Origin of the sequence: Bernardetia aquimarina (genome assembly GCF_042180575.1) — a bacterium.
Classification (GTDB): domain Bacteria; phylum Bacteroidota; class Bacteroidia; order Cytophagales; family Bernardetiaceae; genus Bernardetia.
On record NZ_CP170094.1, the window covers coordinates 1,556,262 to 1,570,561 of the forward strand.

Here is a 14,300-nt window from a genome sequence, read left to right on the forward strand (position 1 = left end):
TACTGGTATTTTTACTTGAGAGAGTAATATTATATCCGTTCTAATTCCCACTCCCAAATAATCCCTTCTTCTTCGTCTTCTAGTTCATCTATTTTCTGAAAACCAGATTTTGATAATACTTTTGTTGAAGCATTTTCTTGCCCTAATGTATGTGCTTGAATAGATTTTACTTTTTCAAAACTAAAAGCATTATCAATAAGAATCTTTGCTAATTCTGTTGCAAGTCCTTTATTTCTGTATTCTGATTTAATTTCATATCCAATTTCAACAATTCCCTCTTCAGTAGATTGCCCACTATATCCACAATTTCCAATAAGTTTGTTATCTGATTTATGAACTACAAAAAAATTCCACCAACCCATTTCTTCTTTTGAAGATTTGATTTTATCTAAAGCATATTCTAGAGGTTCTAAACCAAATTCTGTCCAATTTTCAGGGACGATTATACCCAATTGTTGTGATAATTTTTCGTTTCCTTCAATAGCAGCTTCTAATAGATTTTGATTACCAGCAACAAGAAGTAAACTTTTAGTTTCTAGACTTTTATTCATTCTTAAGTTCCTAATTAGATTTTGCACATAACTGAATAAGGGAAAAGGCAAGCCTTTTCCCTACAAATACGATTTTATTTCTAAGCCATCACTTTTTCTTTCTGCATCATCTCTACAAATTGGTCAAAAAGATAACGAGAATCGTGAGGTCCTGGAGAAGATTCTGGGTGATACTGTACTGAAAAGGCTTTTTTATTTTTAAAACGAATCCCAGCAACACTTTTATCGTTTAGGTTTTTGTGTGTTTCTACAATTTCATTTTGAGTGTTTAATAATTCTCTATCGACACCAAAACCGTGATTTTGAGAAGTAATTTCACAGTTTCCTAATTCCAAATTCTTAACTGGATGATTTAGTCCTCTGTGTCCGTTAAACATTTTGTAAGTAGAAAGTCCACCTGCAAGAGCTAAAATTTGGTGTCCGAGACAGATTCCAAAGATTGGTTTGTCAAGCTCTAAAAGTTCTTTTGTTGTCTTGACAGCATAATCCATTGCAGCAGGATCACCAGGTCCATTAGAAAGAAAAAAACCTGTTGGATTAAATTCTAACAATTCTTTTACAGAAGTTTTGGCAGGAAATACTTTACAAAAAACCCCTCTTTGCGCCAAACTTCTCAAGATATTTGTTTTGATTCCCAAATCTAAAACAGCTACTCTTATTTCTGAATTTTCATCGCCAACTGTATAGGTTTCTTTTGTTGTTACTTTTGATGATAGTTCTAAACCATTCATATCAGGAACTTCTGATAATCTTTTTTGCAGTTCTTCATCTGTCAAATCTTCCGAAGAAATAACTGCATTCATTGCTCCTTTATCACGAATATGACGTACCAAAGCACGAGTGTCAATTTCTGCAATTCCTGAAATGCCTGCATTTTCCAAGTACTTTTGAAGAGAACTATCAGCCATAGAACGAGAATGAATATCTGAAAAATTACGAACGACAAGACCATTTATCTTAACATTTGCAGATTCGTTTTCAGAATCTATTGTTCCATAATTTCCGATATGAGAACTTGTATTGACTACAATTTGCCCAAAATAAGAAGGGTCAGTATAAATTTCTTGATAGCCTGTCATTCCTGTATTAAAACAGATTTCGCCACCTGTTGTGCCTATTTTTCCGATAGCGATGCCTTCGTATTTTGTTCCGTCTGCGAGAAGTAAAACTGCTTTTTTGTGATTTTCCATAAAAATAACTTCGTTCTTTTGTAGGTTTGTACGATGATTAAGATTTCATGAGATTCAAATACGCAAAAGTACAAAAAAAATCCATTACCATTTTGAAAAATCAAAAAAGTAATGGATTTATAGTATTATCTAAGAAAAGGCGTGCCTTTTCCCTACCAAAATAATTTTATTTAGCCAAAGCCATCAATAAATCTTGTTGCGTAATAATATGTACATTTTGGTTTGCGTCACGCACCAAAAGTGCAGGATTATCTTTATTAATAAGCGAAGAAAGAACATCAACTGTATTATTCATTGCTACAAACGTAAATGGACTGTCCATAATGTCTTTTACTGGCATATCTTTCAAAGAAGGATTGTCGATAAGTTTTGCAAGCGTTTTTGAATCTACAAGACTTCCTACAATATTTTCTTTGTTTTTGTCACTTACAGGCAGTTGAGAAATTCCTTCTTTGTTCATCATGCGAACAGCTTCTCCCACTTTCATATCTTCATCGATAACGAAAAGTTCTGAATGACCATTTTTGCTTTGAATAATATCAGCAGCCGTAGAAAATTCTCTTTCTAAGAATCCGTGGTCTTTCATCCAGTTATCATTGTAGATTTTGCCCAAATAACGAGTTCCGTGGTCAGGCAAAATAACAACCATCACATCATCTTCTTTTAGGTTTTCTCTAGCATATTCCAATGCACCAAACACAGCCGAACCACACGACCAACCAACAAAAAGACCTTCTTCACGAGCCAATCTTCTTGTCATGATGGCACTATCTTTATCAGTAACTTTTACAAAATGATCTATCAAATCCATATTAACATTTTCTGGCAAAATATCTTCTCCAATTCCTTCTGTAAGATATGGATATACTTCTTTTTCATCAAAAATGCCTGTTTCTTTTAATTTTTTGAAAATAGAACCATACGAATCTACACCAACAGTAACAACATTAGGGTTTTGTTCTTTCAAATATCTTGATGTTCCACACATAGAGCCACCTGTTCCTACACCTGCCACATAATGCGTAATTTTTCCATCTGTATCTTTCCAAATTTCAGGTGCAGTAGTTTCGTAATGCGCTTGTTGGTTAGATTTGTTATCGTACTGATTTGGATAGAATGAGTTTTCTATTTCTTGATTTTTGCGTTTTGCAATCGAATAATACGAACGAGGGTCTTCAGGTGAAACATTTGTAGGGCAAACAATAACTTCTGCACCCAAAGCACGTAAAATATCTATTTTTTCTTGTGATTGCTTATCTGAAACCGTAAAAATACATTTATAACCTTTTGCAATGGCAGTAAGAGCTAATCCCATTCCTGTATTTCCAGAAGTTCCTTCAATGACAGTTCCACCTGGTTTGAGTAATCCTGCTTTTTCGGCATCTTCAATCATTTTTAGTCCAATACGGTCTTTCATAGAATTACCTGGATTTAGATATTCTACTTTTACCAAAATTGTTCCTTTGATTCCTTTATTTACACTGTTTAGTTTTACAAGTGGAGTATTACCAACTGTATCGATGATGTGATTGTAATAACGCATAGTTATTTTTTGTGTTTTTTGAGTGTTTTTGTCTTGTTTATAATGGTGCAAAGTTAGGAAAAAAAATCAGTTCGTAGTAATTAGTAAAATTGAACTTCTTTAAAAAATCAATTATTTCTTTTTTTCTTATCTGAATTTTTCAAGCTAATATCTCTTTTATCAAGTTCACTTTTAAAATCTTTCATAATCTGTTTTTTTTCTTTTAGATGACTGACTATATTTTCCTTTTTTTGCTTCACAGAAGTAGAAAGCAACCAATACTAAAGTACTAATTCCACACATAATATATATGAAATAGGTGATATAGTCAAAAATTTGTTTGATAAAGTCCATAGTTGATTCTAAATTTATTTATAAACAACAGTACAGGAAAAGGCAAGCCTTTTAGCTTCGCTGACTTAATCAGTTTCCTACAAATTTGATTTTTCTATAAACTCTAAATTACTCTAAAAACCATTTTTTTGCACTTTCTTCATCTTCAAAATACTTTAATTCAAAAGGTATATCAATTATCTCCTCAACTGTTTGTTCTGTCGAAAGAGAACTAACTAAATCTTGAGGTAAAATAATTGCATACTTGCTTGTATTTGAACGAGCAGCCCCCATTGCAATTGTATTTCCTATCCATTCTTGAAGTTCGATGGGATAAACAGAGCTTCTCTTGCTATCATCAGAAAGGATCAAATCAGGTGTATATTCATCTAAAAAATTAACAAATAGAGTTACCAACCTCTTTATTTCTTCTTCTTTAAGATGGCTTGTGTTTTCTGTCCAATAACTACACATAAGTTTGATTCGTTCATCAAATTTAATTATTAAAAAAGAGTCTTCATAAAGTGTTTTTATTGTTTCTTCCATTGTTGTTGTGATTAAAATTTTATTAACTCTAAACTCTAACTTCATATTTTATTTAAACTAACGGACTAATGACACGCCTAGCATGACGATAGGCTTTCTGCCAATAATCATACTGAAACAAAGGCTCTTCTACTACTCCTCTTGAAGTAGAAGTATGAATAAATTCTAAGTCATCTCTACTATTTCCTGTTTTAGTAATAATTCCGACGTGGCTAATACGGTTTGGGTCGCTTCCTGTGGCAAAAAACACTAAATCTCCTGCTGCCACATTATCGATAGAAATATCTACACCACTTACTGCCTGCGAACGAGAATCTCTTGAAAGGTCTATTCCTGCTTCTTTAAAAGCCATGTGAGTAAGTCCAGAGCAATCCAAGCCATTTCTTGAAACGCCTCCCATGACGTGCTGTGTTCCTAAGTAAGTTCTTGCTTCTTCGATAGCTTTTTGAGCAATTTTGTTATTAGTTCCTGATACATTATCAGCAAGATGTCCTTCTGAATGTGTATGAACCGTAGAATTTGAATTTGCAGAGCTTTCAGCTTGATAACGAGCAAAAATTTCATCAAAAAGTGCTTTATGGACTCTTAAATCAATAACTGCTTTTACAGTCTTTCCATTTTCTTGTATAAATTCGATTCCTTTCATAATTGTAGTTGTTTTTTTAGAAAGCACTATTTTTAGAAAGATACTAATTTACAAATTGAATTTGAGAAATCAAATGGCTACATTTATAAAATACGATACATTATTGTTGCATTGTCAAAGACAAGCCTTTAACCTACCAAATATAAAATTTCAAAATGATTAAAAATAATTTTCACTCCTCTCTATTGCTATTCTTTCTATCATTTTTTGTTCTGTTTTTCTCTTGTAAAACGAATACTACGAATAAAAATTTAGATAAAGCAGAATTACGTCCTTCACTAAAATCTGTTTACCCTTTTGTAGAAACAAGTGAAAAAGGAATTGAAGGTAAAAATGGAATGGTTGTAACAGCACATCCTTTAGCTTCTCAAATTGGCTTAGAAATTCTTCAAAAAGGAGGAAATGCTTTTGATGCTGCCATTGCTGTAAAATTTGCTTTGGCTGTTGCTTACCCTCGTGCTGGAAATATCGGAGGAGGAGGTTTTGCTATTTTGAGATTTAAAAATGGAGAATCTATGGCATTAGATTTTAGAGAAACTGCGCCTTTTTCTGCTACCACCAACATGTATTTAGATAAAGCCCAAAAACCTCTTCCAAATCTTAGTCAAGAAGGGCATTTATCGGTAGGAGTTCCTGCAAGTGTGGCTGGAATGGTAGAATTATTTGAAAAGTATGGCTCTAAAAATATCAGTTGGCAAGAATTGATTGAGCCTGCGATACAACTGGCTCAAAATGGAATTGTTTTGACAGAAAATGAAGCTAATAAATTAAATGATTACCAAACTGAGTTTAGAAAATGGAATGATGAGCAAAATTGTGTTTTTATAAATCCAAAATGGCAAACAGGAAATACAATCATTCAAAAACAACTTGCCGAAACACTTTTAAGAATAAAAAATAATAAACGAGATGGATTTTATAAAGGAAAAACAGCCGAGTTACTTTTGAAAGAAATCAATAAAGGAAAAGGAATAATTACACAAAAAGATTTAGATGATTACAAACCTATTTGGAGAAAACCAATAACACAAACAATTTATTTGACAAATTCTGATACAAAAACGGCTTATACAATCTTATCGATGCCTCCTCCTTCAAGTGGTGGGATTGCACTTGCACAGCTTATGCAAGGAGCTACAAACTATATCAATCAAAATCGCTCTACACCAAAACTATTACCAATAAAATATAATTCTGCACCGATTTTACATATTCTTACAGAACTAGAACGAAGAGTGTATGCTGATAGAGCTACTTATCTTGGTGACCTAGATTTTTATGATGTTCCTCAAAAAATGCTTTTAGATTCTTCTTACAATAAAAAACGAAATTCTACCATTTCACTTTTTAAAAAAACGCCTTCTGATAGCATAAAAGAAGGAAAGGTAACTATAATTGAAAGTATGGAAACGACTCATTTTTCGATTACAGATAAAAATGGAAATGCAATTTCGCTCACAACAACACTCAATGGAAATTATGGTTCAAAGGTAATGGTTTCTGGTGCTGGTTTTTTCTTGAATAATGAAATGGACGATTTTAGTATAAAAGCAGGTTTTCCAAATCAGTTTGGACTTGTGGGAGCAGAAGCAAACAAAATTGAGGCAAATAAAAGAATGCTTTCCTCCATGACACCAACAATAGTAGAAAAACAAAATCCAAAAACAGGCAAAAATGACCTCTTTATGATTGTCGGAACACCTGGTGGTTCGACAATTATTACGACTGTTTTTCAAGTCGTTTTGAATACAACTATTTTTGAAATGAATATTCAAGAAGCTGTAAATGCTAATCGTGTACATCATCAATGGTTGCCTGATGAAGTATATTATGAAAACTTATCTGATTCTGTGATTATAAAGTTGGAAAAACTGGGACATAAACTCAAAAAAATAGAACAACTTGGACATGTAGATGCTATTTTAGTTTTACCAAATGGAAATTATGTTGGTGCTGCTGATTATTTGCGTGGCGATGATACAGCTTTAGGGTACTGATTTTTTAATTTAGTTTTAGTTTGATAAAGCAACTTCAATCGAAGTTGCTTTTTTTATTGAAAAATTGTTCATTTTTCAATAAAATACTCCAAAATTCATCAAATTTATTTTTCTTTTTTCTTTTAATTATTTTTAATAGTTATAAAATTAACAAATTATTAACAGCAAAAAAAGACTCTCAATCAGAATTATATTCTGAATATATTAATTAAACAGAATTATATTTTTGTTAAAATAGGGGGTTGCATATCATTTTAGCCGTTATGATTTATTATGATTTGGTTTTAGAGTAAATTTTGAATTTAACATAAAAAAGCAGAAATAGAGAATTATTTTAACAAAAAAACAACAAATACAAAATTTAATTTTTAAAAACACTAAAATAAATTACTTTTATTTTGGGTTGCACATTTTTTTGTTAAATAGCTTGTTCACAAAAACGTATTTTTGAATTGAAACCTGTGTCAAAATAAGCCGTTAGATTTGTAACACCGAACGAGAAACACGGACGGAACAAACCAAGCAAATCTCACTAACTAACAAATATGTAATACTAATTTAAAAACAATATTTTTTCACACTTTTCTATTTATTTCAGATTTTCTGAAAAGCCACTTAATAAAAACAACTCACTATGAACTCATTAAAATCAATTTTCGCTTTAGTTTTCGCTATTACTCTTTCTTTTACATCATTTACTTCTGCTTTTGCTGATGAAGATAATATGATTGCAACTGTTGAAGCATTACCAAATAGCACCAAATTTCTTTTAAAATTTGAAAATGAGAAACAAGAAAATCTCAAGGTCAAGATTTATAATTCGGATTTGAAACTTGTTTTCTCAGAAGCACTTGGTTCACAAGCTCTTATTCAACGTATCTATGACATGACTGCTATTGGCGAAGGAACTTATACAATCCTTATAAAAGGCGAAACGTACAATGAAAAAAGAACAGTTAATGTAAAAGGTGCATTAAAAAATAATTTTATAGCTACTTTTTCACCAGAAGCAACCAATAAAAAGGTTTTTGCATCTGTAGAAAACAACCTTGGAACTGTAAAATTAACGCTTACAGATATAGATGGTAATATCTTATACGAAGAAACTATCAACGAAGAAAGTAAAGAGCGTGTACTTAATCTTAAAGATTTAGACCGAGGAACTTACTTTTTACAAATCATTGGACAAGACAAGACAAGTTATGAAACTTATTATATTGACTAATATATGTTTTGTCAGAAAAATAAAATATTGAATTACAGATTCTACCTTAGAATATTATTGTAATTAATTATCTCTTCATGAAAACAAAAAGCAACTTCTTTGAGGTTGCTTTTTTTACTTTGTTATAAGTAGTTAGACAAAATTATTAAATATTTTTTTTATCTTTGTTTTATGAGAGGAAAAAAACGTTTTATTAGTTTGAGTATAGAGGAAGTATCTTCCTTAGAGCAAGGTTGGAAAGAAGGTAAATCATCAACTTTCCGTACTCGTTGTCATTACATTCTTTTAAGCCATCAAGGAAAAAAGGTTAGTGAGATAATGGATTTTTATCAAGTTACTCGCCAATTAGTTATTCGTTGGTTTAATCGGTATGAAAAAGAGGGCATAGCAGGATTAGAGACGAGTAAAGGACAAGGTCGTCGCCCTATTCTTCGTATAGATAATGAAGAAGAAATGAATAAAGTAGAATCTCTAGTTGAAGCCAGTCCTCAAAGTTTGAAAGTAGTTGTTTCTCAATTGGAAGAGGAATTGGGTAAATCTATGTCAGTCAAGACTTTAAAAAGGTTGCTTAAAAAAAAAATGGTGTTGGAAACGCTTCAGAAAAGTAACTGTTAAGAAACCTGACCCTGTTGTATATGAAGAAAAAAAACGTAGTTTAGAATTTCTCATTCTTTTATTTTTAGCAGGCTGTATAGATTTGCGTTTTTGTGATGAGTCTTCCTTCAATTTAGAACCCAATGTTCCTTATGGTTGGTGTAGAATAGGAGAACAAGTAGGCATTAAAAGTAGTAAGGGAGGTAATTTAAATGTATTTGGATTGCTTAACTTGCGTGGAGAACTAAGCAGTTTTGTAAGCACCCAAAACATTAATTCTAAAGTTATCATTGATTGTATAGATCAGTTTGTAGAAACAATTGAAAAAACGACTGTTCTAGTGTTAGATAATGGACCTTGGCATATTTCTAAAGAAATAGAAGAGAAAATAGAGGAATGGGAAGAGAAAGGAGTACTTATTTTCTACTTACCTTCTTACAGTCCACATTTGAATCCCATAGAAACACTATGGAGAAAAATCAAAATAGAGTGGTTAAGACCTCAAGATTTCACGAGTAAAGAAGACTTACATCAAGCTGTAAAAAATATTCTAAAAAAATACAATAGTAAAAAGTATAAAATTGATTTTACTATATATAAAGGAAAATTGTTACGATAATTATGTCTAACTACTTAGTTTTGAATAATCAATTTTTGAATAGTGGCGTTTATCCTTTGGTATTTTTTTAATAAAAATAATTTGTTCTATATCTAAAAAATCATTTTGTAATTTCTGAGAAATAGCATTTTGAATATTCTTTTTTTGATAGCTTGTTTTTAATTCTATTATAAAAGTCAGTTTATGATTTTTCAAAATCAGTGTTCCTATTTCTATCTCATCTATCTGATTAAGAAGTCTTTCATAATAAAAAGGAGCATAGATAAGTTCTTTTCCCTCTTTATTTTTATAAATCAAAGAATTACATCTTCCTGTCAGAAACAAATTATTTTCATCATCCAAAAAACCACTATCGCCTGTTCTGTGCCAGCAGACTCCATCAATAAAAATTTTATTTTTTAATACGATTTGTTTTGCTTCTTCCTTATTTTGCTTATCATTTTCATCAAAAAAGTATTCTTCCAAAACATGCAAACCACTTACAATGATTTCTCCTATTTCATTTTGAGGTTGTGTAATTTTGTCTAATTTTTGTTCATTTTCACAAAAAATAATTTCATTTGTTATAGTAATGATTTTGACTTTTGTTTTATGATATGGTTTTCCTACAAAAAGTCCTTTTGATTGCTTTTTTTGCTTAAAATCTAGTGTAGAAACTACACTAATTGGTTCTGCTTCTGTTGAACCATAAACAATTTTGATACTAGAATTTGAAAAAATACTGTCAAAATATTCAGCATCGTCTTGAAAAACAGGCGCACCTCCAACAAAAATTTCTTTTAAAGAATCAAAATCTGCTTTGTTTACTTTATTTTTTCGTGTTTCATTTTCTATAAACTCACTCAACATTCTTACAAAAAAAGGCGAACCCACCATTCTATCAATCTTATATTTTTTGATTTGAGATAGAATTTTTTGAGGTTTCATTTTTTCAATTTTCTTAAAATCAGCAATCACAGAAGTACTTCCAATCCCTAAATTTAATAACAGAACGATAGGAAGTGTAGTAAGTTCGGTTTTAAAACCCTTATTACTCTTGATTTGATTATCTGCCAAAACTTCTGAAAGAGCTAAAAATTGTTCATTCAGAAAATTATGTGTTCGTTTTGCAGCCTTTGGTGTTGCTGTGCTTCCTGTTGTAAAAGTTATCAAGGCTGTCAGAGAAGAATTTTTTGAATATCTATCATCAAAATATATATCTCTCCAATTTTTTCCAATTTCCTTTTCCAATTTATCCAAACCATTACGTACTTCCAAACGAATAGGAATATTGCGAATTTGCTTAGAAAGCAAAAACAGTAACTTTGATTTCCAAACTCCTATAAAACCTTGGCAGTTAGCTATTTTAGCACAACTTTCTAATTTTTTTCTATCCAAAAATTGGTCTAAAAAAACAGCCGTTGCACCTATATAAAAAAGTGACAGAACATTTACATATAAATCAATACTCATCGGCACAAAAACCAAAACTCTGTACCCTTCTTTAATTCCCATTTTACAGAAATAAAGAGAAGTTTCTTTTACTCGTTGCTCCAACTCTTGAAAAGTGATAGATTGACTTTTATGAATAATAGCTATTCTATTGGGAAATTTTTGAGCAGAATCAAGAAAGTATTGACAGATATTTTCCATTTTTGTACTTATTTTTCTCACTCTGAAGGGTGAGTTGCATGTATTTTACATTAAATTACTCAAAGAATGATAGTTTCCGTCGAAGTCAGTGTTTATCCACTGACAGAAAATTACAAACCAACCGTCAAAGCATTTATCAAATTACTTTCCGAAAACCAAAATCTAAAGATAAAAGTAAATGGTATCAGTACACAAGTTTTTGGAGAATTAAATGAAGTAATGCCCAGCCTAGAAAAAGCTATTCAATCTTGTTTTGAAACCCAAAAAGCATCTGTTGTAGTTAAATTTTTGGGAACTGATTTGAGTGAATATGAATATAAGGGATAATAAAACCAATATTTTTTGATAATCAAAAAAGCCTTTATTCTTGATTGAATAAAGGCTTTTTGTTTTAGTCAAATAAAAATTCATACTTTCATTTTAGAAAAAAACTGTGCAATCAGGTTGTTTTTTCTGTAACGCATTTGCAGTACTTTCAGTTACTCGTGTATTTTCACAATAGACAATAGAAAGCATACTTGCTCTACTAAGTGGAGAAAGGTCTGATACTTCTGTTTTTGCAAAAACTACTTCTCTGAGTTTTAAAAGATTCGAAAGAGGAGCAATACTAGAAACTTTTGTTTCTGAAAAAGTAAGTTCTCCCAAATTAGTAAGGTCTTTTAGAGGAGCAAGACTAGCCACTTTTGTACGAGCCATATAAAGCACTTCTAGGGATTTTATATATTTTAATGGAAAAATATTACTAACAGGTGTATTCGAAAAATCCAAAACTCTAAGTTTACGCATTCCACTAAGAGGAGCAAGATTCGAAATACGAGTGTCATAACAATCCAAACGGCTTAATCCTGTCATTGAGCGCAGAGGTTCTAAATCACTTATCCCTGTTCCTGAGCAATCTAATTCTTTGAGTCCTACAATATTTCTCAATGGATCTAAAGAAGAAATCCCTGAATTTCCATCACACCAAAGAATTTTCAGATTTTTCAAACTTGCTAATGGCTCTAATGTACTTAGTCCACTATCTTTACAATCTAACTTTTCAGCAGCATAAATTTTGTTTAATTCAGCAGCCGAAGGAGAAGCACTTACACCAAATTTAGTCATAAAAACATTTTTCCAGTTTTTGTCAAGGGAGTTCCACCAACTGGTTGAGAGCTGTGCATTGGCTTGTGCAGTCATGAAGAAACATACACCACAAAAAATGCTTAGGCGAAATAGAGAAAGCAATTTTTTCATAAATAATTATATTTTAAAATTCTTAAAAAAGGAGTGAATAAAGTTGTTACATACAACGGAAATAAATCTAGTGATGAATAACAATGAATTGAATAGTGTGAATTGAAATATCGATTAAACTAAACGATTTTGATTAAACGATTCTATAATTTTTACACATGTTTAATCAAAGTCAATGCTAAATTTTATATATTTTCGTGTTTTTTATAAAACAGTAAAAAACAAGCTAAATACCATTTATCAACTATATTCTTAGTCTGCAATTATTATGCAAAAAGAGTTGATGAATCTAAAATGTAAATCTAACTTGAGGAATTAGTAGATTCTTTTTTACTCTTTTTTGTAATCTATTATGGTTCAGAATTAGCTTTGCCGAACTATCAGTTGGTAGGATTATAGAATTTAATACAAATTACTACGAGCAGCTATTTTTAATATACAAACAAGGGTACATTAAAACTTGTGTGTTTTCTAAACTAATCCTTACCCAACGAGTTTGATAATTTGAAACTAAATAATTTATCATTTACAATTTAATAAAACTACTTATGGGACTAAAAATTGGAGAAAAAGCACCAAACTTTACTTTAGACTCTACTTCAGGCAAAGAATTTACACTTTATGATTCGGTAGGCAATGAGCCTTGTATCATTTATTTTTATCCAAAAGATTTTACAAGTGTGTGTACAGAACAGGCTTGTTCATTTAGAGATGAGTTTGGAGCATTTAGAGATTTGGGAGTTACAGTTATTGGAATTAGTAAAGATGATATCGAAACTCACAATCGTTTCAAAAAAGAATATAATTTACCTTTCGAACTCTTAGCAGATACGAAAGGAAAAGTAGCCAAACTTTATGATTCTTTACTTCCTATCGTTTCTATTCCTAAACGAAATACCTTTGTTTTGGCTGGAGATAAAACAATTATGGATATTCAAAGCGACCTTACTTCTGGAAAAAGCAAAATTAGAGAAGTTGTAGAAAACCTAACTAAACAGTTTTAAGTACTTAGAAAAGTAGGTTAATCGCAACTAAATTGAGATATTTTTTGTGATTAACCTATTTTTGATTTATTAGGATTTTCGCAAAGATGTTTCTACTCAAAAATATTGAGTTTATGAAAATGCTATTTTTTTGCTGAAATCCATAAAGGACCAACTGCTAATAGCAAAACTAGAATATTAAAAAAAGCATTTGAGAAATTTCCTGATGCAATCGAACCAGCACTATCTAAGAAAAACCACGATAAAACACCAACTAAAACTGTTTTTCGTACTTCTTCGGGAGCTTTTTCATATACCCATATCGTAAGACACCAAATCATTACACCCCAGCCAAAAAGAAAACCACCTGTAAGTGCTGATAGAAAATGTACATCTGGAGAAGTATAAGTCGTCAGCCCATCTATAGGCCAACTCAATAAATCTAATGTAAAACGAGCAGGTTCAGAGGTTGAAGTCATCGTTCCCAAAAAGAAAATAGGGCCAAAAGAACCTACTACTATCGCTGTGATTTTGAGCCAAAATTTATGAAAACTTGGAGAAGTTAGTTTACTGTTTGTTGATTCTGTCATGATAATTTTGTGTTTAAATGAGTAATTTGATAACACAAAATTAGAGATAGAATCAGTCAAATTTTAGACGCTACCGTTCAATTTGGGTATATTTATTTTTGATGTTCGTTTAAATTCTCTTGTTAGTTTTTTCAATTCCTCAAAATAATTATTCAACCAGTTATGATTTATAGTTTCATCAGTAATTTGCAGATAAAAATTTTCAAGACTTAATTTAAGCATCATTTCTGACAAATGAGAATTGTCTTGTAATTCTAATATTTCTGACCAAACTTTTAAAAATGCAGGCATAGTGATTTGGTTTGTTTTGGTAAAACACTCTTCAAATTCAGGATTTTGTCTATGAATACGTAGCTGTCGGCTAAATAGAAGGTCAATTTTATGTTCAATAATAATTTCAATTAATTCTTTTAAAGAAGCACAATTTGCCTCTTTTTCTGCCAAAATCTCTGCTTTTAACAAATGATATTCCAACAATCTACTGATGAAAATTTTCAAATCTGCAAAATGATGATAAAAAGAAGATTTATTTTTTTCTACATCTTTTGAAAGACGTTCAATTTTGAGATTTTCGACACCCTCATAAGCAAATGTTCGGTATCCTTTTTCTATCCAAGGTTGTTGAATTTTATTCAT

Annotated in this window: 14 protein-coding genes and 1 pseudogene; 6 read left to right on the plus strand and 9 right to left on the minus strand. The window is 30.9% G+C overall.

The features are described 5' to 3' along the window. Positions 1 to 29: 29 nt before the first annotated feature. The 5 genes from ACE193_RS06545 to ACE193_RS06565 form a co-directional block, all read right to left on the minus strand. The gene (locus ACE193_RS06545; RefSeq protein WP_375562206.1) at positions 30 to 551 is read right to left on the minus strand and encodes a GNAT family N-acetyltransferase; all 522 of its coding nucleotides are present in this window, start codon (positions 549 to 551) and stop codon (positions 30 to 32) included. 80 nt (positions 552 to 631) lie between these two features. After that, the gene (gene carA / locus ACE193_RS06550; protein ID WP_375562207.1) at positions 632 to 1,741 is read right to left on the minus strand and encodes a glutamine-hydrolyzing carbamoyl-phosphate synthase small subunit; all 1,110 of its coding nucleotides are present in this window, start codon (positions 1,739 to 1,741) and stop codon (positions 632 to 634) included. Positions 1,742 to 1,907: 166 nt separating this feature from the next. Then, positions 1,908 to 3,284, minus strand: coding sequence for a cystathionine beta-synthase (locus tag ACE193_RS06555; protein ID WP_375562208.1), 1,377 nt, complete (start codon positions 3,282 to 3,284; stop codon positions 1,908 to 1,910). 441 nt (positions 3,285 to 3,725) lie between these two features. After that, positions 3,726 to 4,142, minus strand: coding sequence for a hypothetical protein (locus tag ACE193_RS06560; RefSeq protein ID WP_375562209.1), 417 nt, complete (start codon positions 4,140 to 4,142; stop codon positions 3,726 to 3,728). 52 nt (positions 4,143 to 4,194) lie between these two features. Next, positions 4,195 to 4,788, minus strand: a complete 594-nt coding sequence (locus ACE193_RS06565; RefSeq protein WP_375562210.1) for a C40 family peptidase — start codon at positions 4,786 to 4,788, stop codon at positions 4,195 to 4,197. Between the two features lie 155 nt (positions 4,789 to 4,943). On the opposite strand from ACE193_RS06565, the gene ggt reads away from it, so the two are divergent. From ggt to ACE193_RS06585, 4 genes and pseudogenes are all read left to right on the plus strand, one after another. Continuing rightward, positions 4,944 to 6,785 carry a gamma-glutamyltransferase gene (gene ggt, locus ACE193_RS06570; RefSeq protein WP_375562211.1) on the plus strand — a complete coding sequence of 614 codons (1,842 nt, stop codon included), beginning with the start codon at positions 4,944 to 4,946 and terminating at the stop codon, positions 6,783 to 6,785. A 634-nt stretch (positions 6,786 to 7,419) separates the two neighbouring features. Next, positions 7,420 to 8,010, plus strand: a complete 591-nt coding sequence (locus ACE193_RS06575; RefSeq protein WP_375562212.1) for a T9SS type A sorting domain-containing protein — start codon at positions 7,420 to 7,422, stop codon at positions 8,008 to 8,010. Between the two features lie 171 nt (positions 8,011 to 8,181). Next, the gene (locus ACE193_RS06580; RefSeq protein ID WP_375558679.1) at positions 8,182 to 8,625 is read left to right on the plus strand and encodes a helix-turn-helix domain-containing protein; all 444 of its coding nucleotides are present in this window, start codon (positions 8,182 to 8,184) and stop codon (positions 8,623 to 8,625) included. A 31-nt stretch (positions 8,626 to 8,656) separates the two neighbouring features. After that, a pseudogene (locus ACE193_RS06585) lies at positions 8,657 to 9,223 on the plus strand (IS630 family transposase); the annotation flags it as partial. 6 nt (positions 9,224 to 9,229) lie between these two features. On the opposite strand, the gene ACE193_RS06590 reads toward ACE193_RS06585, so the two are convergent. Beyond that, entirely contained in the window at positions 9,230 to 10,855 is a 1,626-nt protein-coding gene (locus ACE193_RS06590; RefSeq protein WP_375562213.1) for an AMP-binding protein, read from the minus strand. A gap of 66 nt (positions 10,856 to 10,921) precedes the next feature. Between ACE193_RS06590 and ACE193_RS06595 the strand changes: the two genes are divergently transcribed. Then, the gene (locus tag ACE193_RS06595) at positions 10,922 to 11,182 is read left to right on the plus strand and encodes a thiamine-binding protein (protein ID WP_375562214.1); all 261 of its coding nucleotides are present in this window, start codon (positions 10,922 to 10,924) and stop codon (positions 11,180 to 11,182) included. Between the two features lie 93 nt (positions 11,183 to 11,275). On the opposite strand, the gene ACE193_RS06600 is transcribed toward ACE193_RS06595, so the two are convergent. Next, positions 11,276 to 12,091 (minus strand): leucine-rich repeat domain-containing protein, encoded by an 816-nt coding sequence (locus tag ACE193_RS06600; protein ID WP_375562215.1) that lies wholly within the window; start codon positions 12,089 to 12,091, stop codon positions 11,276 to 11,278. 548 nt (positions 12,092 to 12,639) lie between these two features. Here ACE193_RS06600 and ACE193_RS06605 point away from each other — a divergent pair. Beyond that, positions 12,640 to 13,095 carry a peroxiredoxin gene (locus ACE193_RS06605; RefSeq protein WP_375562216.1) on the plus strand — a complete coding sequence of 152 codons (456 nt, stop codon included), beginning with the start codon at positions 12,640 to 12,642 and terminating at the stop codon, positions 13,093 to 13,095. Between the two features lie 122 nt (positions 13,096 to 13,217). Here ACE193_RS06605 and ACE193_RS06610 read toward each other — a convergent pair whose 3' ends face one another. Continuing rightward, entirely contained in the window at positions 13,218 to 13,664 is a 447-nt protein-coding gene (locus ACE193_RS06610) for a hypothetical protein (RefSeq protein WP_375562217.1), read from the minus strand. Positions 13,665 to 13,727: 63 nt separating this feature from the next. Beyond that, the gene (locus tag ACE193_RS06615; RefSeq protein ID WP_375562218.1) at positions 13,728 to 14,300 is read right to left on the minus strand and encodes a TetR/AcrR family transcriptional regulator; all 573 of its coding nucleotides are present in this window, start codon (positions 14,298 to 14,300) and stop codon (positions 13,728 to 13,730) included.